The 23595-nt window shown below is 50.5% G+C and carries 21 protein-coding genes, 1 tRNA gene and 1 pseudogene; 1 reads left to right on the top strand and 22 read right to left on the bottom strand.

All coding sequences use genetic code 11. From position 1 onward, the window contains the following. Positions 1-226: 226 nt before the first annotated feature. From recO to rpsU, 6 genes are all read right to left on the bottom strand, one after another. Complete coding sequence (recO, locus tag Q0J41_RS04355) at positions 227-976, bottom strand: DNA repair protein RecO (protein WP_296226713.1); 750 nt, start codon at positions 974-976, stop codon at positions 227-229. Continuing rightward, positions 976-1881 (bottom strand): GTPase Era, encoded by a 906-nt coding sequence (gene era / locus Q0J41_RS04350; RefSeq protein ID WP_296226711.1) that lies wholly within the window; start codon positions 1879-1881, stop codon positions 976-978. Before era ends, recO begins: the two co-directional genes overlap by 1 nt. Next, positions 1865-2284 (bottom strand): cytidine deaminase, encoded by a 420-nt coding sequence (gene cdd / locus Q0J41_RS04345; RefSeq protein ID WP_296226709.1) that lies wholly within the window; start codon positions 2282-2284, stop codon positions 1865-1867. Before cdd ends, era begins: the two co-directional genes overlap by 17 nt. A 1-nt stretch (position 2285) precedes the next feature. Then, a complete protein-coding gene (gene ybeY / locus Q0J41_RS04340) occupies positions 2286-2810 on the bottom strand; it encodes an rRNA maturation RNase YbeY (protein WP_296226706.1) in 525 nt (174 codons plus the stop codon). Then, positions 2810-3757, bottom strand: a complete 948-nt coding sequence (locus tag Q0J41_RS04335) for a PhoH family protein (protein WP_296226704.1) — start codon at positions 3755-3757, stop codon at positions 2810-2812. Before Q0J41_RS04335 ends, ybeY begins: the two co-directional genes overlap by 1 nt. Before the next feature lie 154 nt (positions 3758-3911). Next, a complete protein-coding gene (gene rpsU / locus Q0J41_RS04330; RefSeq protein ID WP_002880182.1) occupies positions 3912-4088 on the bottom strand; it encodes a 30S ribosomal protein S21 in 177 nt (58 codons plus the stop codon). A gap of 168 nt (positions 4089-4256) precedes the next feature. Between rpsU and Q0J41_RS04325 the strand changes: the two genes are divergently transcribed. Continuing rightward, positions 4257-5114, top strand: coding sequence for a pyruvate, water dikinase regulatory protein (locus tag Q0J41_RS04325; protein ID WP_296226542.1), 858 nt, complete (start codon positions 4257-4259; stop codon positions 5112-5114). 53 nt (positions 5115-5167) lie between these two features. Here the strand turns inward: Q0J41_RS04325 and Q0J41_RS04320 are convergent, their stop codons facing one another. The 16 genes and pseudogenes from Q0J41_RS04320 to dprA form a co-directional block, all read right to left on the bottom strand. Continuing rightward, a complete protein-coding gene (locus Q0J41_RS04320; protein WP_296226540.1) occupies positions 5168-5437 on the bottom strand; it encodes a hypothetical protein in 270 nt (89 codons plus the stop codon). Between the two features lie 66 nt (positions 5438-5503). Next, on the bottom strand, positions 5504-6388 hold the full coding sequence (locus tag Q0J41_RS04315) for a YitT family protein (protein ID WP_296226539.1): 885 nt from the start codon (positions 6386-6388) through the stop codon (positions 5504-5506). Positions 6389-7401: 1013 nt separating this feature from the next. Further along, the gene (gene gtfB, locus Q0J41_RS04310) at positions 7402-8745 is read right to left on the bottom strand and encodes an accessory Sec system glycosylation chaperone GtfB (protein ID WP_296226537.1); all 1344 of its coding nucleotides are present in this window, start codon (positions 8743-8745) and stop codon (positions 7402-7404) included. Beyond that, a pseudogene (gene gtfA, locus Q0J41_RS04305) lies at positions 8738-10243 on the bottom strand (accessory Sec system glycosyltransferase GtfA). The gene gtfB and the pseudogene gtfA overlap by 8 nt, the downstream one beginning before the upstream one ends. 19 nt (positions 10244-10262) lie before the next feature. Then, entirely contained in the window at positions 10263-10394 is a 132-nt protein-coding gene (locus Q0J41_RS04300) for a hypothetical protein (RefSeq protein ID WP_296226535.1), read from the bottom strand. A gap of 367 nt (positions 10395-10761) precedes the next feature. Then, positions 10762-11946, bottom strand: a complete 1185-nt coding sequence (locus Q0J41_RS04295; protein WP_296226534.1) for an aminotransferase class I/II-fold pyridoxal phosphate-dependent enzyme — start codon at positions 11944-11946, stop codon at positions 10762-10764. Between the two features lie 181 nt (positions 11947-12127). Further along, entirely contained in the window at positions 12128-13438 is a 1311-nt protein-coding gene (lysA, locus tag Q0J41_RS04290; RefSeq protein WP_296226531.1) for a diaminopimelate decarboxylase, read from the bottom strand. A 176-nt stretch (positions 13439-13614) separates the two neighbouring features. Beyond that, positions 13615-13686: transfer RNA gene (locus Q0J41_RS04285), tRNA-Gln, on the bottom strand. A gap of 127 nt (positions 13687-13813) precedes the next feature. Further along, positions 13814-14548, bottom strand: coding sequence for a hypothetical protein (locus Q0J41_RS04280; protein WP_296226529.1), 735 nt, complete (start codon positions 14546-14548; stop codon positions 13814-13816). 325 nt (positions 14549-14873) lie between these two features. After that, positions 14874-15770 (bottom strand): aldose 1-epimerase family protein, encoded by an 897-nt coding sequence (locus tag Q0J41_RS04275; RefSeq protein ID WP_296226528.1) that lies wholly within the window; start codon positions 15768-15770, stop codon positions 14874-14876. Positions 15771-15861: 91 nt separating this feature from the next. Further along, positions 15862-17256: an ATP-dependent protease ATPase subunit HslU gene (gene hslU / locus Q0J41_RS04270; RefSeq protein WP_296226527.1), complete on the bottom strand. Its 1395-nt coding sequence runs from the start codon at positions 17254-17256 to the stop codon at positions 15862-15864. A 2-nt stretch (positions 17257-17258) separates the two neighbouring features. After that, complete coding sequence (hslV, locus tag Q0J41_RS04265; protein WP_003618695.1) at positions 17259-17792, bottom strand: ATP-dependent protease subunit HslV; 534 nt, start codon at positions 17790-17792, stop codon at positions 17259-17261. A gap of 107 nt (positions 17793-17899) precedes the next feature. Beyond that, a complete protein-coding gene (gene xerC, locus Q0J41_RS04260) occupies positions 17900-18787 on the bottom strand; it encodes a tyrosine recombinase XerC (protein ID WP_296226518.1) in 888 nt (295 codons plus the stop codon). After that, on the bottom strand, positions 18787-20106 hold the full coding sequence (trmFO, locus tag Q0J41_RS04255) for a methylenetetrahydrofolate--tRNA-(uracil(54)-C(5))-methyltransferase (FADH(2)-oxidizing) TrmFO (RefSeq protein ID WP_296226517.1): 1320 nt from the start codon (positions 20104-20106) through the stop codon (positions 18787-18789). Before trmFO ends, xerC begins: the two co-directional genes overlap by 1 nt. A 130-nt stretch (positions 20107-20236) precedes the next feature. Further along, positions 20237-22402: a type I DNA topoisomerase gene (gene topA, locus Q0J41_RS04250; protein WP_296226515.1), complete on the bottom strand. Its 2166-nt coding sequence runs from the start codon at positions 22400-22402 to the stop codon at positions 20237-20239. A 126-nt stretch (positions 22403-22528) separates the two neighbouring features. Next, positions 22529-23368, bottom strand: coding sequence for a DNA-processing protein DprA (dprA, locus tag Q0J41_RS04245; RefSeq protein WP_296226513.1), 840 nt, complete (start codon positions 23366-23368; stop codon positions 22529-22531). Between the last annotated feature and the right edge of the window lie 227 nt (positions 23369-23595).

Raw genomic sequence — 23595 nt, 5'->3', positions numbered from 1 at the left:
AATTTTACTTTTGCATAGGGACGAAAAAAGTATTCGCGGTTCCACCCTAATTCAGGAAGCTTATTTGCCTCCTACTCTTAATTAGCTTGGCTAGAGGGGCCTTTTCCCGCTGTATCCTTCCACCAACCGATACTCGCTGCCGCGGTACTTTTCTATTTCCTCATCATTACCAATATACAGGTTATTTTACCATAAATTCCTTTTCTTTTCATGTTTTTTAGGAAAATCAGCTGCCCCGAACCTCATTTAAAAAGCGGAGGCTGGGCAGGTTCAAATCAACGGTTGCCTGGTAGATCTGGGTGATGGCCCGCCGGCTTTCCTTTTTCAAATCTTCGCCGATCTGGATCTCCCCTAAACGGCTGATTGGTAAAAGTCCCAGGGTTCTGATTAAAGCAGTAGCCTTTGGGGACAGATGCAGGCGGCTGACAGAGCGGAAATGGTCGCTGCAGACCACCCCGCCGGCAGCAATCGAGTAATCAAAAATCCCTTTTTCCTTGCCGCAGATTACGCAGGCCCCCAGCTGGGGAGCCACCCCGAAGGCCGCCAGAAGCTGCAGCTGGACTATCTGAGTGATGATTTCCGGGTCCTGGCCAGCCACGATCCGGTCAAAGGCCACTAGTAAAAGGTCATAGTATTCGCCCAGTTTCTGGTACTCGCTGAAGGCATGGTCAGCTAAATCAAAAAGATAGGACAGGTAGGCATTCTTGTCCAGGTCGGTAAAAAGCTCGTCATGCTGGCTGAGCTTCTTATAAGTGCGCAGCTGGCTAATCCCCTTGTAGCGGGTCAAGATGCCGAAAGTCCCTTCCGTAAAAGGCAATACAGCCGCGGCCAGCTGGGACTTGGGCCGCATCCCGCCTTTGGCGATCACCGTGACGATTCCCAATTCCTTGGTCCAGAGCTTGGCCAAAAGGTCAGCCTCTTTATACTGCTGCCTTTTAAAAAGCAGGCCGTGGACATCAAGCAGGTCAGCGGCCATTAAAGTTCCTTCTTGTCATAGCCGATGGACTTGAGGAAGGCCGGATCCTGCCGCCAATTGCGCCGGACCTTGACCCAGAGCTTCAAGTTGACCTTCTCACCCAGCAGCTTTTCAATTTCCTTTCTGGACCGCATCCCGATCTGCTTGACCATGGCCCCTCTTTGCCCGATGATAATCCGCTTTTGTCCGTCTTTTTCCACAAAAATCGTCGCGTCGATTTGCAATTTGCCATTAATCCGCTGGTTCATCTGGTCAACCCAGACAGCAGTTGAGTGGGGAACTTCCTGGTCGGTCAAGCGGAGGATCTGTTCTCTGATCATTTCCGCAACCACAAAGTATTCCGGCCGGTCAGTCACTTCATCTGAAGCGTAGTATTGCGGCCCTTCTGGCAGGTAGTCCTTCAAGGTCTTGAGCAAGTCGTCGACCCCGTTGCCCTGCCGGGCGGAAATCGGCAAAAATTCCGCGAACTTGCCAACTGCCTGGTAGGAGTCAATGATTGGCAGAAGGTCATTTGGATGCACCTGGTCAATCTTGTTGATGACCAAAAATACCGGAATATCCAAATCTTTTAAAAGGCCGGCCACGTATTCCTCGCCCTTGCCAGCCTTTTTAGCATCAACCATGAACATAACCAGGTCAACGTCTTTTAAAGAAGACAGGCTGGCCTTGTCCATGTATTCGTCCAGGTCAGAATGACTCTTGAAAATACCTGGCGTGTCAACGAAAACAACTTGCATGTCATCTTCAGTGTAGATGCCGGAAATCTTGTTTCTGGTGGTTTGCGGTTTGGCTGAGGTAATCGCCACCTTCTGCCCGATTAAGCGGTTCATCAAGGTTGATTTGCCGACATTTGGCCGGCCGACCAGTGCTACGAAACCTGACTTGTGTTTACTTGTTTGCCCCATCTTGAATGTCCTTTTCTGTGAAGTAGTATGGTATCAATTGCTCAACCGTAAAGCGCTCATAATCGCCCTGGCTGTCGGTCAGAATTACTTCCGTTTCCGGATCCATGAATTCACTCATTACCTGCCGGCAGGCCCCGCAGGGAGAAATTGGCCGGTCAGTGTTGCCGATGATCAAGAGGCACTTAATCTTGCCCGGCCGGCCAGCGTTGACCCAGGAAAAAATTGCCGTCCGTTCGGCGCAATTGGTCAAGCCAAAAGAAGAATTTTCGATATTGATCCCGGTAAAAATCTCCCCCGAGTCTGTCGCCAAAGCGCTGGCCACGTGAAAGTGTGAATATGGGGTGTAGGCATCCGCCAAATGCTCTTTAGCCAGTAAAAACAGCTTTTCTTCTAATTCGTTCACTCTATTTTCCTCTTCCTTCGTCCAATTGGTCAGGGTAAAGGGGCAGGCCGTATTCTTCCAAAACCTTGCCCTGAATACCAAACATCTCCTTAGCTTCGTCCGGCTCAATGTGGTCGTAGCCGTTTAAGTGCAGGTAGCCGTGCACGATCGTGTAGCCGAATTCCCGGTCAAAGCCAGTGCCATATTCCTTGCTGTGGCGCTCGATGACGCTGGGGCACATGAACAAGTCGCCGATGTCCTCGGTAAAGTCCGGGTCCTGGGTGAACATGGCCATATCCAGGCCGTCATCGCCGTCTTCAATAGCGAAAGAGATCACGTCAGTTGGCCGGTCTTTTTCCCGGTAGTCCCGGTTGATAGCTTGCGAGCGGTCTTCGTCAACGAAGTTGATGCTCATTTCCTGGGCATTTTCCTTGCCGATTTCTTTTTTCGCCATGAGGAGCAACTGCATGATCCAGTCTTCCCAGTCCCGGTCTCCCTTGGTCAAAAAGCCAACTTCATCGCTGTAGCTTACGTCAATTCCCTGCATTATTTTCCTTCCTCTTCGTACGCCTTGATAATCTTTGCCACGACTGGGTGACGGACAACGTCAGCCGCGCTGAATTCCACGAACTTGATTTGATCGATCCCCTGCAGGATATTGCGAGCCGTGATCAAACCGCTGTGAGCCTTACCAGGCAGGTCAATTTGGGTCATGTCCCCGTTGACTACCATCTTGGAGTTAAAGCCCAGCCGGGTTAAAAACATCTTCATTTGGGCATCAGTCGTGTTTTGCGCTTCGTCCAAGATAACGAAGGCTTCTTCCAAAGTCCGCCCTCTCATGTAAGCTAGAGGAGCGATTTCGATGACGCCCCGCTCCATCAAGCGGTCGGTTGGTCCCTGCCCTAAGATGGCATAAAGGGAATCATAGATCGGCCGCAGGTAAGGGTCAACTTTTTCCTTAAGGTCCCCTGGCAAAAAGCCCAGAGATTCCCCGGCTTCAACTGCCGGCCGGGTCAGGATGATCTTGGAGACTTCCCCCCGCTTAAAGGCAGCAACCGCGCAGACAACGGCCAGGAAGGTCTTCCCGGTCCCGGCCGGTCCGATGCCAAAAACCACGTCACTCTTATTGATGGCTTCAACGTAGGACTTCTGGGTCATGTTCTTGACCCGGACCGGCCGGCCCTTGGCGTCTCTGATCAAGATCTGCTTGTAGAGGTCGCCAAAGTATTCAGTTGTCCCCCGGTCAGCCATTTTCATGGCGCTGACCACATCAGCCGGGGTCAAGTTGATCCCGTTGCTAGCCACCCCATCCAGGGCTTTCAAGACCCGCAAAACGGTCTCTACCTGTTCTTCCGGGCCAGCGACCTTAATCTGGCCGCCCAGGTCGGTCACGGTAACCTCATAACCTTCTTCGATCAGCTTCAAATTGCTGTCATTGACGCCCACCAGCTTCTGAATATTTTCGCTACTGTGGGGCAAAAACTTCTTTTCCAATAAAAGAACTCCTTCATTTTCAAACCAGCGGGCAAGCACATCTCTGCCCGCCAGACTATACTCTTCTAAACCAATGATACACGATTTAGGCCAAAAGAGAACACGGAAAATCAAGCAAGAAAAAAGCCCCCGTTTTCACGAGAGCTTCAGTCGATTAATAATGTCTACGCTTACGAGCGGCCTCAGATTTCAACTTTCTGCGAACGCTTGGCTTTTCGTAGAATTCACGCTTGCGGTATTCTTGCAAAGTACCACTTCTAGAAACGGAACGCTTGAAACGACGAAGAGCATCATCAATAGACTCGTTTTCGTGAACGATAGTCTTAGCCATGTGTGATCCCTCCTTCCATTTCTTGGCATTGCTGCCATAAACATTTATCTAAATTATAGCAAACATGGACTAATCGTCAATAGCTTGGACAGATTTTTTGAAAAGTTTTTTGGGCAAAGATCCAGAAAGCGCATTATCCGGTATAATATAGTTGATGAGGTGATCTATATGACTGAAAATACAGCAGAAAACAAGCAAACAGAAAATGCTGAAAAGATGGAAATCAACATTATCATTATTTCCGACTCAGCCGGGGAAACGGCTTTCAACAACGCCCAAGCGGCTGCCGTCCAGTTCCCTGACGCTGAAGTTAACTACCGCCGCTACCCTTTCATGGTCAATGAAAAGAAATTAGCAGCAACCTTGGAAGAAATTGAACAGTACCCTAACCTGGTCATCGTCTACAGCATGATTGACGAGAAGCTGCAACTGCCGATCATCAAGTTTGCCCGGGAACACAAGGCTAAGTATATCGACATTCTGTCCCCGATCATTGAGGCCATCAGCCAGACGACCCATATGAAGCCAAGTGGCTTGGTTGGGGCCAACCACCAACTGACCAACAAGTACTTCAACCGGATTTCCGCTATGGAATTCGCGGTTATGTACGACGACGGCAAGGACCCGCGGGGCTTTTTGGAAGCAGACGTTGTCCTTTTAGGGGTCTCCCGGACTTCCAAGACTCCCCTTTCCCTGCTCTTGGCTAACAAGGGGCTTAAAGTTGCCAACCTGCCGCTGGTGCCACAAACCCACATTCCAAAGGAAATCTATCAGATCGACCCAAAGAGGATCATTGGTTTGACGAACGACCCGCAAGTGCTCAACCGCATCCGCCGGCAAAGAATGATCAGCTACGGGATGGATCCAGACACGGCCTACTCCAACATGGACTCCATCAATGCCGAACTGGACAGTGCCATGGCCTTGTACAAGAAGCTGGGCTGCTTCGTGATCAACGTGGCCGAACGGTCAATCGAGGAAACCGCGGCTTTGATCATGAACCACCTGGGCTACGAAGAAGTCTAATCAAATAATTGCGTAAAAAAACGCGCTGCTTACAAAAATGTAAGCGCGCTTTTTTATTTCAGCGGACTTTCATCTACTCTGAAGACTTCTCCAGAAACTGGATCGACTAAAATGAAATATTCCTTCTTGCCGTTCTCGCTCATGCTGTCAGTTACGCTGAAGACGTAAAAATACTCTGATAGTTTGTCAGGGCTTGTCTTGGTCATCAGCAACTTGACATTATGGTGTCCATGCTGTTTAGCGTAAGTAGTGGCGATCTCAGTCGCCAAGTCCAAGCCAATATATTTAGGTTGATAGCGGCCATTGTCCCTTTCGTCTGGCATCTATTTCACCACCTCACTTAATCTTCATAACACAAGTATAATTTGCTTTTTAATATTTTTCAACAGCTAAACGACCTCTTGTTCTCTAAATCTGCCATAAACTTTCTGGACTTCGGTCACGCTCATGAAGGCAAAGGGGTCGCATTTTTCAACTGTGGTCCGGATGTCGTAGAGGTCGTAAGTGTCGATGATGGTCAAGAGGACTGTCTTTTCAGTGTGCCCGTACGCCCCTTCCACGTCGTGGAAGATGGTGATCCCGCGGTGCATTTTTTCTTGAATCCCTTCGATGATGGCATTAGGGTGCTCAGTAACGATCATCACTTGGAGTTTATGGTGCTGGGTATAAACCGAGTCGATAAAGCGGCCGTTGATGAAGATGTTCAAGGCCGTGTAAAGGGCTCTGGACCAGTCAAAGAGAAAGCCAGCGATCAAAACGATGACCAAGTTGACCAAGATATTGAACTTGCCATAGTTCATGCCAGTTTTCTTCCTAACGACGATGCCTAAAATGTCCAAACCACCAGTGGAGATCCCGCTCTTTAAGGCCATACCAGTGCCGATCCCGTTGACAGCTGCACCGAAGATAGCGCAGAGGATCGGGTCCAGGCTAACGTGAGTTGGCTGGATGAAACGCATCATAATCGTCGACATGGCCACCGCGAAGATGGTGTAACCGGTGAACTCTTTGCCGATCTTGATCCAAGCTAGGATGAAGAGCGGCACATTCATGGCAAAGTACATCAGTTCGGTTGGGATGGTAAATGGCATGTAGCGGCTGGTCACGGTGTTGACGATCTGCGCGAAGCCGGTGATCCCGGAAGAATAAATGTGGCCGGGATGCCAGAAGAAGTTCAGGGCTACGGCAACCATAACCGAGTAAAGAATCGCCGTCCCGATTTTTACCAAAAAGCCGTAATTTCGTGACAAGCGATTTAAATCAAACAGCTTCATTTTCTGTTTTCCTTTCCTTTATAACAGGATTCACAACCAGAGGCTGCTGGACTTGCCCTGTCTTGAATTAAGAAGGCAAGGCAAGAAATACCCTTTTAATGATACAGCTATTTCATAAAATATTGGGACTTTTCCAGCAATTTTTTATATAAAAAAACGCCTAAACCCTATAAGAGTTTAGACGCTTTCAGATTCACTTACGCTAAGTGATTCACTAGTGCCAGTAGAAGCAGTTGAAGAACTCGTGCTTTCACTTGAGGATGTTGATTCATAGCTGCTTGCACTCGTTGAGCCAGACTCACTTGCTGAAGCTGGCAAGCTAGCCGCTTCAGAGACACTGGCTGATTCAGATTGCGAATTTGTCTGAGATTTCGTCTGAGAATCAGTCTGTGCTCCACTCTGTGTTTGGCTGGCAGTGCTTGAATCCGCATATGACTGCTGCTTGGACTGGCTCTCAAAATATCTTCCTGAGAGGACTCGTTAACGTTCTCATTAGAACTCATTTCAACAGAGTTCAAGCTGGCCGTGTTCTTGGTCGCGTCAACCGCTGCCTCAACCTAGGAAGTGATCCCAAAGGCCTTGTTGTCAATCGAGGCATTGGCAGCCGCTGTCCTTCTCCTCTTTCTTGATGGCTTCCTTGGCAGAGAGTTCGACCTTTCTCTTTTCTCTCTTATTTTTCTTGGATTTCGACATCTTTCATCAACTCCCAATGCTCGCATTTAAATAGTTGCTTATAAGTTCTTACGTAAGTAATAAGCTAATTATGTATATTTTACTGTATTTAAAGTATTATTGCTTCTCCTACCCTATCGTGTAAAAAGCCGGTCAGTCGCCTATTATAGCTAGCCCGTCTTTAAATCTGCCCCTCCGGCAAAAAAGTTAAAAATGGGCTTTTATTTTTTAGTTATAACACGACCACTAGAACAAATAGTCATAGATGTTCGCAAAAGTACTATTATTTCAGGCTTTTTAGCGCTATCAAAAAAGTCCGCTTTTTCAGCGGACTTAAAACATTATTCTTGCAGGCTCTTTGCCAAAAGTTCCCGGAAATGCTCTGTCTTTTCAGACCCGGCATGGTCTTCTTGCAGACTAAGCAGGCGGGCATATTCTTTAGGATCAGCCAATTTGTTAATAGCGTCAATCATCCCTGCCGCATTCCTGGCCGTGAAAATATTCTCCGCCGCCACGTATTCCGGCGAATGCAGGGTATCTCTGAAGGTCAAAATCAAGAGCCGGTTTTCAAAAGCTTGCCGGCCAGCCTGGAGAATTTCGTTGGCGTAGTTGATATCCAAGTAAAGGTCGTCTTCTTCCAGCAGACGGGCAACATCCTTGTTCCTGGCAACTGGGTACAGGGCCACGTTCTCGTAATGACCAAAATTCATCATCCGGCCGGACATTTCTGTCACGTCAGCGATGTCAAAGTGCCAGTCCGGCAAGCCTTCAACCAGCTGCTTGAGGCACTCGATCTGGTCAGAATTGGTCAAGATCAAGGCCCGTTTTCTGGACTGGTTTTCCCGCTTGAACGGGTAAACCATCCCCAAGTACTTAACTTTTTCAGCCACTTGCCGGTCCAGCTGGCCGGTGATCTTTTCATATTCGGCCCTGTCTTGGACAATTACCCGGCCGCCTGGCAGGTTATCTTCCAAAAGGTAAAGCATGTTTTCAGGAACGCTCCCTTGGCTGATTTCCTGCCAGAAAAGCAGGTTGCGGGACGGCTTTTTCTTTAACTGGATCAAGGTGAAGAGGCAGTTACCCAGGGAATTAAGGATGACTTCATCCAGGTCAAAATCGGCTTCTTCCAGATAATATGCCGTCAGCTGGTTGATGTTCTTGAAGTTGTAGATTCCCCCATCCGGCAGATTGTAGGTGTAATCCCCGGTCAAATGGTTCTGGATCAAAACTTCCTGGCCGTTAGAAGCAAAATAGCTGGTCATGGCCTGCCGGCCCCTGTTATCGCAGCTGGTCACCGCGTACTTCCAGCCCCACTGGTTGTAGTGGTCAATCACCCGGATCCGGCCAGCCATATCCAGCCATTCAACCTGGCCGACCTGCCGGCGGCGGTTGTTTTTCCAATAGCGGATATTAGCCCGCTTTTGTCCATGGTCGAGGACTTCTCCACCTTGCGAGTCAGCCTTGATTTCCCAGAATTCCGGCAGATCAATTTCGTTAAAGTAGCGGGGACGGCCTATAAATTCAGATCCAGCCAAGCCTAAAAAATACTTAAGGGGTGATTCGACTCCCCCTGGCAAAAAACCGTTGTCTTGAATCACCACGCTTGGATGCTGGTAACCAGCCAATTTCAGCGACCTCTCAAGATCCTGGCTTTTTTGATTGTAGTCAAAGAAAAGATTAATCACGGTGCAGCTCACTTTCTATGGCCTTTTTCCATAATTTGGCAACCTGCTTGTCCCTATACTTGCCGGCAATCTCATAAGACTTCTCTGACATGGCAGCTAAATCTGATGAGAAAATCTTGACAATCGCCCGAGACATTTCGTTGACATGCTCTGGCACAGTTGCCAGCCGGTCATATGGCAAAAGCAGGCCGTTTTCCTCGTCAGCGATAAAGGCTGGGTTGCCGTAGCGGACGTCAAAACCGACCATGGCCAGGCCTGACCCTACTGCTTCCATCAAGGTGAGGCCAAAGCCTTCACTGGTTGAGCAGGTCAAATAAGCCTGGTAGTGCTGGTAAATATCATCCATTTGCTGGTGGCCCTTTAAATGGACATAGTCCTCAGCTCCCACTTCCTTGATCACTTCTTCCAGCATGGTCCGCTCTGAACCTGACCCGTAAATGTCCAGTGTTAGCTCCGGCAAAGCTTTCTTAGCTTTAGCCACTGCCCGGATAGCCCAATCCAGGTGCTTTTCACTAGCCAGCCGCGATGCCGTCACCAGACTGAAAGGCTGGCGGGAGGCAAAGTCCGGCCTCTTCAGCTCTTTTAAGCTGCCCACTGGAATCGCGTAGATCTGGGGCTTTTTGCCCTTATACTTTAGAAACTGCTCTTCCATCAGCTCTTTTTGCAGGTCAGTCGCCGTCACATAAAAGTTAATCTGGTCAGCATGCTCGAACTCATACTCATAGTAATTGTTCCAAAGGATGGTGGCGTCATTGCTCTCGGCTTCACTGAAGTGGTCAGCGTGGACGATCGTCCCCACCCGGGCCTTGCCCCGGTTTTCCAGAATTTCCTGGCCCTGGTCTTCAGCCCGATCGATCAAGATGATGTCTTTTTTGGAAAAATTCAGTTCCCGCAGCATCTTGATCAAAAGCTCATGTTTGGAGTACAAGATATCATCTTTAAACTTGAAGATTTCCTGGTCACCATCGATGATTTCGTCATAAACGGCCGTCCCGTCTTCATTGTAAAAACGGCGCTAATAGAGCTTGGCCCGGTTGCTTTCCGGAGCGTAAAACTCGCTGCAGTAGCGGCCGTAGCTGTAATAGTCCTTTCTGACCAAATTGGCCCCGGACACGTATTCCACCCGGTCAACGATGCCCGAGCTCAAATCCTTCAAATAGGCTGTAGCCCAAAAGTCATTGGCAAAGATATAGCGGACCGCCTTGTTCAAGGGCTTACGCTCCAGAATTGGCGGCAGAACCTTTTCCAGGTCGTCTAAAGTAAAGCTGCCCGCCCTGACTTCAAAGTCAGTGAAAAAGGTGTACAGCCAGATTATCTCCCGGTCCTTGAAGCCAAGATTCCGGGTCAAATGGGCAATATTTTCATAGCTGATCCAGTCGGTAAAAACAAACTTGGCCTTCACTCCCAATTTGCGGAAGACCCGCCTCCGGTAAGCTTGGGAGTATTCGACCCCGCTGGAGGCCCTGCCGATTCCCTTGTTGATGCTGTAAACTGTCATTTTTTATTACCTAGATCATTTAAAAAATCGCCAGCAAAATACTGATAATGATCGCCGCTGTGATCAGCAAACCGAAAGTCCGGTAGATGGCCTTTTTCGGCTTGGCAGACTTGACGTACTGGTTCCTTGCTCCCTTGAGCTGGCTGTTCATGCGGGCCGTCAAGAGGTACTTTCCCTCATCGCTATTCTGCTTTTCCTACTTATCAATCTCAGACAAAGTAAACATCCTTTTTCCGAACTTGTCAATCGTGATGCTGCTCATTAAAAAGTTGCGAATTATCACTGCATTTCACTAAATTTCAGAAAACTTGCCGGGATAATATTTGCCTCATCCTATGTAAATATAAGATTATATTATCTTCTTAAAAGGTCCAGCTGAGCCTGGCATCGCTTACTATTCAAATAATAACATAGGCTCAGCCCTTATGGTAATTTCCACAACTTTTTGACCAGTAAAGAAAAAGTACGGCAGCCATCAAGGTCGCCGTACTTTCATAATTTACATAAACATTAATTTCTTATTCTGCTTCTACAAACTTGGTAATCCGCTTGAGAGCCTCTTGCAGGGCTTCATCGCTAGAAGCGTAGGACATCCGCACGTATCCTGCCCCGCCAGCCCCAAAGTAGCTGCCCGGGATCACGCCGACTCTGGCATCCTTGGCCAGAGCCCTGGCAAAGCCAACGTCGTCACCCTGGTACTTTTCAGGAATCTTGGCAAAGATGTAGAAGGCCCCGCGCGGCAAAGCCATGGCAAAGCCCAGCTTCTTCAAGCCCTTTTCCATGAAGTTGACCCGGCGCTGGTAGATGTCCCTGAATTCCTTCGGGTCATCCAGGCCGTTGGTCAAGGCTTCAATGGCCGCAGCTTGCACGTTGTTGGTCACAACCGTGATCAAGAAGTCGTTCATCTTGCGGACGCTGGCCATGATTTCAGCTGGCCCGCAGATGTAGCCCAGCCGCCAGCCAGTCATGGCGTGGGACTTGGACAGACCGGAAATAAGGATAGTTCTGTCTGGAATGTAAGTAGCCAAAGAGTAGTGCTTGGCATCCCCGTAGATCAGTTCTGAGTAGATTTCATCGCTGATCGCGTACATGTGGTGCTTCTTGATAACTTCAGCCAGGCCTTCGATAACTTCCTTAGGGTAGGTTACTCCGGTCGGGTTGGTCGGGTCGTTCAGCATAACAGCCTTAACCCCCTTACCTTCCCGTTCAATGACTTCTTCCAGCTTTTCCGGGGTCAAAATAAAGCCGGTGTCTGAAGTGTCGACTTCAACTGGAGTAGCCCCAGTCAAGCAGACCAGCTGCATGTACATGGACCAGACTGGAGTAGGCACGATCACCTTGTCGCCATCGTTCAAAAGGGCGGACAAGCTGCAGTTCAAGGCTTCCGTTGCCCCGACCGTGACGGTGATTTCACTCGCCGGGTCATAGTCAACCCCGGTCAAGCCCTTAACGTACTTGCTGATGGCCTGGAGCAGTTCCGGCTTGCCTGACTGCGGGCCGTAGTGGCTGTCATTTTTTTCAATGTCCCGGATGGCTGCCTGCTTGATGTGTTCCGGGGTATTTAAGTCCGGTTCACCTAGGGTCAGCTTGACAACATCATCGAACTGGGAAACATACTTGTCAAAACGGCGAATATCTGAAGGAACCACGGCGTCGAGCTTGTGGTTGATAATCGGCAGTAAATCTTGCGCTAATTTTGGCATTAGAAAAAACCTCTTCATTCAAATCAAAAAGAACAGCAACTTAACATTTAAGCCTATTTTAGCATAGTTTGTTAAGGAAAGCGGCTGATATAGCTAACTTTGTCCATTTTTTCTCAAATGAAAAATAATTTTCTTAATTCTATGCCAGGTAAAAGTTTATTTTGTTAAAAACAACCCGGGATTATTTTTGATATTTTAAGTCGTTGGCAATCAAATCGTCATAGCTTTCCCGTTTGATCACTAGCTGGTCAACTCCGTCTTCGGCGAAAACAACGGCCGGACGTGGGTTGCGATTGTAGTTTGAAGCCATGGAATAGCCATAGGCACCGGTACTCAAGAGGGCAACTACATCGCCTGGTTCGGTTTTTGGCAAAGGACAGGACTTGATCAAAATGTCCCCGCTTTCGCAGTACTTGCCGACTAGGTTAACCCTTTCTTCAGCTTCTGCCTGGGGGCGGTCAGCGGCAACGGCTGAATATTCTGCCTGGTAAAGGGCTGGCCGGATATTGTCCCCCATCCCCCCGTCAAGGGCTACATAGCTCGGATAACCCGGCAGGTCCTTTCTTGAGCCAACCGTGTAGAGACTCCAGCCAGCAGGGCCGACGATTGACCGACCCGGTTCAATCCAGATGGCCGGTAATTTCAAATCGTTTTCCTGGCACTTGCTCTTGACTTCCTTGACGATGGCCCGGACGAATTCTTCAGCTGGCAGCGGCTGGTCCTGGTCAGTATAGTGGATGCCAAAGCCGCCCCCCACGTTCAAGATGTCCGTTTCATAGCCGTATTTCTTTTTCCAGGCACTAGCCAGCTGGCAGAGCTTGTCGGCGCAGCCCACGAAGCCCCGGACATCAAAAATCTGCGAGCCAATGTGGGCGTGGATGCCGGCCATCTTCATCCGGGGGTTGGCCAAGACCAGTTCCAGGGCCCGGTCAGCCTGGCCGCTTTCCATGTCAAAGCCAAACTTGGAGTCCACCTGCCCGGTCTGGATATATTCGTTGGTGTGAGCGCTGATGCCGGGGGTAACCCGGAGCATGACCTTGCTGCTTGCGTCTTTTTCTTCCAAAATCTGGCTGAGCAGGTCAATTTCATGGAAGTTGTCCAAAATAATGACCCCGACTCCCTGGTCAACAGCCATTTCCAGTTCTGCCCGGCTCTTATTGTTGCCGTGGAAGCTAACCTTGTCCACAGGAAAGCCTGCCTTCATGGCCGTCCAGAGTTCCCCGCCGGAGACGACGTCGGTGTGGCCGCCTTCTTCATTGATCACCTGGTAGATAGCCAGGCAGGAAAAGGCCTTTGAGGCATAGCTGACTTCGTAGTCCACCCCTTCTTCTTCAAAGACCCTCTTGAAGGCCCGGATCGCCTGCCGGATTCTCCCCACGTCAAATACCTGCAGGGGAGTCTGGTACTTGGCCGCCAGTTCCAGGGCATCTACCCCGGCAATCTGCAAATGGCCGGCTTGATTGACATCGCTTGCTTTGATTAATCCGTTCACGCTTTTACCTCAGCTTTTTTTCTAAAAAATCTAATCAACTTAACTAATAAGTTTAGCCTTCTCCACCTGCCTGGTCAAGGCAAGTGCATGATCAAGCTAAGAATAGATGTATATAGAAGCAATTGAAGAAAAGAAACAAAAACAAAAAGACACCCGACTGAGTGTCTTCTTCACAATTGCGTTAGCTGGATTCGAACCAGCGCATGACGGTACCAAAAACCGTTGCCTTACCACTTGGCTATAACGCAATCTTCAATTTAACCAAGGGACGGCTCCTCGCATCCCCCGACCAAGTAATATCATACTTAACTTTTTAACTCTTGGCAAGTCTTTTTTTACAAAAAATTTGCTTTAGCCAAGTTTTACTTTAATAAGTTAACCATTAATCAGCTTTTTGGCCTTTTTCTCAGCCTTCAAGCTTTCAAAATAAGACCGTTCTTCTTTCACGTTGCCCAAGGCAATCGTTCCCCGCTTCTGGTTGATGCTCAAGTCATCGATAATCGCATCGACCAGCTCCCAGAAATATGGGCTGGCTGCGGCTAAATCATCGCTCTCCTCTACGCAGAGGTGGGCTGCCTGGCTCATCAAGAGCCAGGCCCGGCCAGCTTCTTTCTGCATCTTCTGGTAGGCCTTCTCCAGGGTCTGCCGGGAGCTGAGTTCCAGGCGCTGAGCCTTTTTTTGAAAGTCTTCTTCACATTCTTCTTCTACTGCCAGGGCAAAAATGATCACTTCACCCAGGGCCCGGCTGGCAAAAGCAAAGTAGCCTTCCCCGCCCTTTTCCCGGCTGGCCGCTAAAGCTGTCCGCAGCTGACTCAAAAGGGGGGCAAAGTCCGCCGCCGGGTCGAGCTGGCTATCAGCAAGGCTGGCGTAAAAGGCCGCCTGCTGGTCCCCTTCTTCCGCTAAGGCCAGATACAGCTGCCTAGCCTGCTTGAAGCGCTTGGCCCGGTAGGTCTGCTTGGCTTCAGCATAAATCTCCGCCTGGCCGGCAAGGTCAAATTGCCGGCGCAACTGGTCAGCTGAATAGGCTGCCCCACAGGTCTGGCAGACAAAACGGCTGCCTTCTTTTAACAAATCTCTTTGCCCGCAAAGCTCACACTTGATTTTTCTCATTGGCTATTTCCCCATGTTGACTTAATTCATCGGACAACTTGTAACCGCTTACTAACCGCTATTATAGCAAAAGTTTGTGGAAAACACAGATTAAAAAACAAAAAATCAAGACCTAATTTGGTCTTGATTTAAAGAATGATCTTAATAATCTCAGTTGCTCTGCGTGCTTTCTGCTTCCGGGGCAACAGGGCGGCCGCCGTAAGGGCGCTGTACAGCTTCTTCATTTTTTATTCCTACTTTCAGAATGCTTGGCCAGCTTTTTTCCATAAAAAAAGCTGCCAGAATCTGGCAGCTCATGCAAAAAATGATCTTTACTTTCTAACTCTTATTCACTCCGGACCTTGCTGTGGAAGGACATGCGGAAGCTGGCTTCAAAGTCTTCCCCGCTGGCCAAGCGGTTCATCCCCTTCTTATCTTCCAGTTCTCCGTCAGTGTCAGTAAGGTCAGCAATCCCCCACCATGGCTCGATGCAGACGTAATTGCCGGTCTTTGGATACTGGGACCAAATGCCCACGTATGGTGCTGAATCAGTTCTGACGTTGATGTGGAAGCGGCTGGTTTCCGTCTTGATGGAGAACTTGTTGTCCGGATGCCGCATCACCAGCACCATGGCGTCATCCCTAAAGAGATCGTCAGTAATGGTGATCAGGGATTCAGTTGGGGCCAGGGACCGCTTTTCCCAGTTGAGCAGGCCGCCTTCCAGCGGCACCTGCACCCGGGGCTTAGCCGGGTTGACCTGCAGGTAGAAGTCATCCTTCTTGACCCCGTCTTCAACCGGCAGGGCAAAGCCCGGGTGGCCGCCGACGCCGAAGATCATGTCCCCCTCGCCCTTGTTGGTGACGTGGAAGCTTTCCTTGATCATGTTGTTCAAAAGCTCATAGCTGACCCGGAATTCAAACTTGAAGGGGTAGACAGCTCTGGTTTCCTCTGTGTCCGTCAAAAGGAAGGTCAGCTTTTCCTTAGTCTGCTCTTCCAGGGCAAATTCCATGTTGCGGGCAAAGCCGTGCTGGCCCATGTGATAAGTCTGGCCCTGGTAGCTGTATTGATCATTCTTCAGCTTGCCCACGATCGGGAACAAGACTGGAGCATGCCGGCCCCAGACTTCCGGGTCAGCCTGCCAGATGTATTCATTTCCAATATGCTTGCCAATGACGCTCTGCAGCTCTGCCCCACGGCTTGATACCGTAACCTTCAGAATCTCGTTTTCGATAGTATAATCCATTATTTGCCCCTTAATACTCTTATTTTTTCTCTTTTTCTAAGCTCAATGTATTTTTACACTCATCAAGAACTACTTGTCAAAAACTTGTCCCTTACAGGATGAACTTGGTCAAGTCCTTGTTCTTGACGATATCGCTCAATTTCTGTTCAACATAGGCCTGGGTGATAGTAATCTGGCCCATTTCCATGTCCGGCCCTTCATAGAGAACTTCTTCCAGCAGTTTCTCCAAGATAGTTGCCAGGCGGCGGGCACCGATATTGTCCGTTCCCTGGTTGACCTCAAAGGCGATTTCAGCAATCTTGTCGACTGCTTCTGCCGTAAAGACCAGGTCTACCCCGTCAGCCTTCAGCAAGGCAATGTACTGCTTCAAGAGAGAGTTTTGCGGGTCCTTCAAGATTCTGACGAAGTCATCCTTGGTCAAGCCGGCCAACTCAACTCTGATCGGGAAGCGGCCCTGCAGTTCTGGAATCAAGTCGCTTGGCTTGCTTTCGGCAAAGGCCCCGGCCGCGATGAAGAGAATGTGGTCGGTTGAAAGAGGACCGTACTTAGTGCTTACGGTTGAACCTTCAACGATCGGCAGGATGTCTCTTTGGACCCCTTCTCTTGAGACGCCGGCGGAATTGCGCTTGTCAGCCACGGTAATCTTGTCGATTTCGTCGATGAAGATGATCCCGCTCTGCCCGGCCCGGTCCATGGCCTTTTGGTAGATGTCGTCATAGTTGACCAGCTTCTTTTCTTCTTCTTGGACCAAAAGCTTTCTGGCCTGGCCGACCGGCAGGGTCCGCTTGACCTTCCGCTTTGGAAGCATGTCGCCTAGCATGCTGGACATGTCCATCCCCATCTGCCCCATCATGTCGCCCATTGGGTTGGCCTTAGGAGCTTGTTCAACTTCGATGGTGACTTCTTCGTTTTCCAAAAGCCCCCGGTCCAGCTTTTCAGCCACACTGAGTCTTTGGTTTCTGATCTCGTCAGTAACTTCTTCTGTTTCCTCCGGCATCCCGCCGCCAGCCAGCAGGCTCTGCATCATTTCCTGCATCTGCTGCATCTGGTTTTGCCGGTTATTGCGCTTAACGCCCGGCACCAGCAAGCGGACCAGGGTCTTGTTGGCCTGGCGGATGGCCTGGCCTTCAACCTTGGCAAATTCCTCTTTTTCCACGATCCGGACAGCTTCATTGGCCAGGTCCCGGACCATTGATTCGACATCCCGGCCCACGTAACCGACTTCAGTGAACTTGGTAGCTTCAACCTTGACGAAAGGCGCGTCAACGATATCGGCCAGGCGGCGGGCAATTTCCGTCTTCCCGACCCCGGTTGGCCCGGCCATCAAGATGTTCTTTGGCGTAATGTCCTTTTGCACGTCTTCTGGCAGCTGGGCCCGGCGGTAGCGGTTGTACAGGGCAATAGCCACTGACTTCTTGGCTTCGTTTTGCCCGACAATGTACTTGTCCAGCAGCTCAACAATCTGCTTTGGCGTTTTCTCTCTCATCCCTATTTTTCCTCGATTTCATCCGTAACAATCTCGTGGTCGGTGAAGACATCGATGTCAGCCGCAATGTTGACCGCCTCCTTGGCGATTTCACTGGCCGTCATCCCGCTGGCGTGCCGCAGCATCCCCACGGCTGCTGCCTGGGCATAGTAGCCACCGGAACCGATGGCCACCACGCTTTCGTCTGGCTCAAGTACTTCCCCGTTGCCGGAAATCAAGAGCAGGTCCTGGTCGTTAAAAGCAATAACCATGGCTTCCAATTTCTGCAAGGCCGGGTCTTTTCTCCAGGACTGGGCCATTTCCACGGCTGCCCGGCGCAAATCGCCGCTGTAGCTTTCCAGCTTTCCTTCCAGCATTTCCTGCAGGCTGACAGCATCTGCCACCCCGCCGGCGAAACCGATTACCACTTGGTCGTGGTAAATGCGGCGGATTTTCTTGGCCGTGGTCTTGGCGATAATGCTCTTGCCCAGGGTTACCTGGCCGTCGCCGGCAATTGCCGTCTGGCCATTGTATTTTACTGAACAAATCGTTGTCATTTTCTTCCTCCGTTTTTTGCTTTTCTATTGATCGCGCTATTTAAAAATCTTGCTAAAAAGCAGAAATGATTGGCGCTTTCCAGCCATTTTCATAATAACACTTTTCCTTATTTTCGGGGAAAATGCTGGCGATATTCTGCCGTGAGATGCTGCATACTGACGTGGGTGTAAATCTGGGTCGTTGACAAGTCCTCATGGCCCAAGAGCTCCTGCACGCTCCTAAGGTCCGCCCCGTTGTTGAGCATGGCGGTGGCAAAGCTGTGGCGGAGTTCATGGGGGTGGGCACCAGCCGTCAAGCCGGCTTTTTGAAAAATCTGCTGGACGGCTTTGGCAATCCCCCGGCTGGAAATTGGCCTGCCGAGCTTATTTAGAAAGACTGCCTCAGTATCTGGCTCATTCTTCAATAAGCTTGGCCGGGACTCTTGCAGATATTCTTCCAGGTACTTTTTAGTCTCCTGGTCAAAAAAGACATAACGGTCCTTGTTGCCCTTGCCGTGCACCAAAATCATGCCGTTTTCCAGGTCAAGCTGCTTAACCGTCAAGTCAGTCAATTCGCTCAGCCGCATCCCGGTCGCGTAAAAAAGCGCTACGATTGCCCGGTTGCGGACTGTCAGCGGTTTGCCATCGTTTAACGCCTTGATGACCTGGCCGACTTCATCCTGGTAGAAAAATTCCGGCAGCTTTTTCTCCCCCCGCCTAAGCTGAATGGCTACGGTTGGGTCAGCCTTAACCCAGCCCCGCCTCGTCAAAAAGTGGTAAAAAGACTTTAAACTGGATAACTTCCGGGACAAAGTGCTAGCAGACAGCTTTTGCCCCAGCGCCTGCAGGTAAATCTCCAGGTCCCGGCGGGAAATTTTCTCCCAGCCGGGAAAGCCCCCGTTGTCCTGCCAGAATTTTTCAGCCGCCGCCAGGTCCTTCTGATAGGCCAGGACGGTCTTGGGGCTGTAAGAGCGCTCATTTTTCAAGTAAGAAAGAAACTGCTCTTCAAGGGTCATTAGTCAGCCAGCTTCTCTGCCTTAAAGGCGGCCAGGTCGGCCAGGCCCCGGTCACTGATCTTTTCGTGGCGCTCACGCTTGTTTCTGATCTTCTTGCCTTCCAGGCCCGGAATCAGGGCAAAGCTGGCGTTCATTGGCTGGAAATGCTTGGCATCAGTGGTCGTAATATAGTGGGCCATGGAGCCAAGAGCCGTCGTTACCGGGAATTCAACCGTTTCTTGCCCCAGCGCTTCTCTGGCCGCGTTAATCCCGGCGACCAGGCCGCTGCCGGCACTTTCCACGTAGCCTTCCACCCCGGTCATCTGGCCGGCAAAGAAGAGGCCAGGCTGCTTTTTAGCTTCATAGCTGGCCTTTAAGACTTCCGGGCTGGCCATGTAGGTGTTCCGGTGCATCTTGCCGTAGCGGACGAAGCGGGCATTTTCCAGGCCCGGGATCATTTGGAAGACCCGCTTTTGTTCCCCGTACTTGAGGTGGGTCTGGAAGCCCACGATATTGTACATGGAGGCAGCGGCGTTGTCCTGGCGGAGCTGGACGACCGCGTAAGGGGTCTTGCCGTCCTTCGGGTTCTCCAGGCCGACTGGCTTTAATGGACCAAAGAGCATGGTCTTAGCCCCCCGGGCCGCCATGACTTCGATCGGCATGCAGCCTTCAAAGACTTCGCTGTTTTCAAAACCGTGCATTTCTGCTGTTTCCGCGTGAACCAGAGCATTAGCAAAGCGGTCGTATTCTTCCTTAGTCATTGGGCAGTTAAGGTAGGCAGCCTCGCCCCGGTCATACCGGCTCTTCTTGTAGACGATGTCCATATCAATAGAGTCAGCCGCGATGATTGGCGCTGCCGCGTCAAAGAAGTGGAGGCTGTCAGTACCTTCAAAGTCCTGGATCTTTTCTGCCAGGCTGTCGCTAGTCAAAGGACCGGTCGCGATAACAGTGATGCCTTCTTTTGGCAGGTCAGTGATTTCTTCATCATGGATGGTCACTTCCGGCAAGCTGGTTAATTTGTCGGTCACGTACTTGGAGAAAAGCTCCCGGTCAACGGCCAGGGCCCCGCCGGCTGGCACCTGGCAGGCATCAGCGGCTTGCATGATCAAGGAGTCCATCTGCCGCATTTCTTCTTTCAAGAGGCCAACGGCGTTTGAGAGCTGGTTGGACCGCATGGAGTTGGTGCAGACTAATTCCGCGAAATTGCCGCTTTCATGGGCCGGAGTCATTTTCTTTGGCCGCATTTCGTACAAGTCGACCTTGATCCCTCTTTTAGCCAGCTGCCAAGCTGCTTCGCTGCCGGCTAACCCGGCGCCGATTACAGTAACTTTTTCTGTCATTTGTTTCAATCCTTCGCTTAAAAATTATCTACTTGCTATTTTACCGAAAAAGCTCTTTCCTGCCTAATCGCACGCTCTAAACAAAAATGTCACCAAGGGCCTTGGTGACATCTTTGCTTTAACTTTCAACTTATTCGCCTTGCTCTTCTCTTGGCTCTTCCTTGTAGTCGCCGTTCGGGCAGAGGACGACAATCCCGTCCTTGCGCTTCTTTTCGACCAGGAAGTGACCATCGTTCGGGCAGACCCGGCTGATCGGCTTGTCCCAGGAAACGAAGTCGCAGTCTGGGTAGCGGGAACAGCCATAGAATTTCCGGCCCCGCTTGGACTTCTTCTCCAGAACTTCGCCTTCCCCGCACTTCGGGCAGGTCACGCCGACCTTCTTGACGATGGTCTGGGTGTGGCGGCAGTCCGGGAAACGGGAGCAGCCGTAGAACTTACCATAGCGGCCCATCTTGACTAGCATTGGCGCTCCGCAGATCTCGCAGTCAAAGCCAGCTGGCTGGTCCTTGATCTGGATCTTCTGGATCTCGCTGTCCGCCTTCTCCAGTTCCTTGGAGAATGGCTTGTAGTACTGGTCAACCACGCTGACCCAGTCCTTCTTGCCTTCTTCAACTTCGTCAAGTTCATCTTCCAGCTTGGCCGTGTAGTCAACGCTGGTGATGTCCGGGAAGAACTGCTCAACCAGGCCGTCGACGATCTCACCCAGTTCGGTTGGCATGATTGCCCGGCCTTCCAGCTTGACATAGTTCCGGGACTGGATGTTCTGGATGGTCGGCGCGTAAGTTGACGGCCGGCCAACCCCGTTTTCTTCCAAAGCCCGAACCAGGCTGGCTTCAGTATAGCGGGCCGGCGGCTGGGTGAAGTGCTGCTTGTTGTCTGACTTGGTCAGCTTGACCTCGTCCCCTTCTTCCAATGCTGGCAGGGCTACGTTCTTTTCGCTTCTGTTGTCGTAGACCTTGGTGTAACCGGCGAACTTCATGACTGACCCGCTGGCTCTGAAGGTCACCCCGTTTTGAGTCAAGTCGTAGCGGACAGTGTCAAAGACGGCCGGGGTCATTTCACTAGCCACAAAACGGCTCCAAATCAAGGTGTAGAGGCGGAGCTCATCCTTGGTCAAAACCTTTTCCAGGGACTTAGGCGTCCGGTAGACGCTGGTCGGCCGGACAGCTTCGTGAGCGTCCTGGGCGTCGCCTTGGTTCTTGAAATGGCGCTCCTTCTTGACCGCGAAGTCGCTGCCGTATTCCTCATCGATGAACTGGGCTGCTTCCTGGCGGGCAACAGGTGAGATCCGCTTGGAGTCGGTTCTCATGTAGGTAATCAAACCGACCGTGCCTTCCTTGCCCAGGCTGATCCCTTCATACAGGTGCTGGGCAATGTTCATGGTCTTTGAAGTCCGGAAGTTCAAGCGCCGGTTGGCTTCCTGCTGCATGGTGGAAGTAGTAAACGGCGCGGCTGGCTGCCGGCGGACTTCTCTTTTGACTACCTTGCTGACTGTAAACGGCTGCTTCTTGTCAAACTTGGCCAGCAGCTTCTGGACAGCCTCATTATTTGGCAATTCCGTCTTCTTGCCGTCTTCGCCGTAAAAGGACGCTTGGAACTTGTCCTTGCCCTTGGCGAATTCCGCCTCAACCGTCCAGTATTCGACCGGCTTGAAGGCCTTGATTTCCTTTTCCCGGTCGATAACCAGCTTCAAGGCAACTGACTGTACCCGGCCGGCTGACAGGCCCTTCTTGACCTTGGACCAGAGAATCGGCGACAAAGAGTAGCCGACCAAGCGGTCCAGGACCCGGCGGGCCTGCTGGGCGTTGACCGTGTCCATGTCGATTGTCCGGGCGTGGTTGAAGGCATCCTTGACCGCGTCCTTGGTAACTTCGTTGAAGGTTACCCGGTTGGTTTCTTTTTCGTCCAGGCCCAAAACATGGGCCACGTGCCAGGCGATAGCTTCCCCTTCCCGGTCGGGGTCGGAAGCCAGGTAGACTTTATTGGCCTTCTTGGCTTCGGACTTCAGTTCCTTGATGGTGTCACCCTTGCCCCGGATGGAGATGTATTTTGGCTGGTAATCATGGTCAATGTCGACCCCCATCTGGGACTTTGGCAAGTCCCGGATGTGCCCCTTAGAGGCGATTACGTGGTATTTCCGGCCCAGGTACTTCTCGATAGTGTGAGCCTTGGCTGGAGATTCCACGATAACCAGGTCTTTTTTTACCTTGCTCTTTTTCCGCTTCGGGCTGCTCTTCTTGGCAGCCGTAGTCTTTTTACTGCTCTTGCTCTTGTCTTCTTTTGCTTTAGTAGGCATCAAATGCCCCTTTCACTAAATTTGAAATTAAATCTTCTTCAATATAGAAATAATTTCCGGAATTGTCAACCAAAAGAAAATTAACTTAAGGGAGCAGACAGGCAATTTTTACAAGAATTTAATCTTCTACAAGTCGATTTCCTTGTCGATAACCGGGGTTGCCCCGGCTGAAATCAGCTGGTTGGTGCCCGCCGACAGGGGGCTAGTGATGGCGCCTGGGACAGCGAAAACATTCCGGTTTTCCTGCAAGGCCAAATTTGCCGTAATTAACGAGCCAGAATGGGCTTTGGCTTCCGTCACGATCACGTTCTTGCAAATCCCGGCCAGGATCCGGTTGCGCTCTGGAAAGCGGAAGGGCCTTGGCGGTGTGTCGGGCAGGTATTCGCTAAGCAGAAGGCCCCGGGAGGCAATTTGCTGCTGCAGGATGGTATTTTCCCGGGGATAAAAATAGTTTAGGCCATTAGCCACGACCGCGATGGTCTTGCCGCCAAAATTCAAGGCATTCTGGTGGGCCAGGGCGTCGACGCCTTTTGCCAGGCCGCTGGCGATCACCTGCTTTTTCTTCAGTAAAACTGGCATGAGGTTCTCAATCACCTTACCGGAATATGAGCTGGGAGTTCTTGACCCTACGATCACCGTCACCTCTTTTTCCAGCAAAGACAAGTCCCCTTTTGCAAACAGCAGAATCGGCGGCCGATAAATTTCTCTTAGACGTACTGGATAAGCATCGTCAAAGAAACTGATTATTTTGAAATTTCTTTGCAAATTCTCAATGGCACTTTCATAACGGTCACTTAAAAAGGCCTGCTCCACCCGGTAGAGGATTTCATCAGGCAATTCCAGGCAGTTCAGCCATTCATGGTCCACGTCCTCATCTGGGGGCATCTGCTGCATAACCTGCAATATCTTGAGATAGCTGAGGCCCTTCTGCAGCTTTAGGCGCAGTAAGAATTCGGTTTTGTTCATCTCTTTTACCTCCACTTACTATTACGCCAAAAAGACCATGTTTTCCTTTATCTCTGCAAAATTTTCGGCTTTTTTGCCCAAAAGAAAAAGACTGAACTAGTGATATGACCCCCGAAATTAGGACACTAATTTCGGGGGTTATTTTCATGACTAAATACACTAAAGAAATAAAACTTGCTATCTACCACGAATGGGTAGACGATCACAGAAGAGGCACCTACCTTAGG

Source organism: uncultured Lactobacillus sp., assembly GCF_944327175.1.
GTDB lineage: Bacteria > Bacillota > Bacilli > Lactobacillales > Lactobacillaceae > Lactobacillus.
Note: the sequence above shows the minus strand (reverse complement) of the source record. Positions and strands in the feature narration are given on the sequence as shown.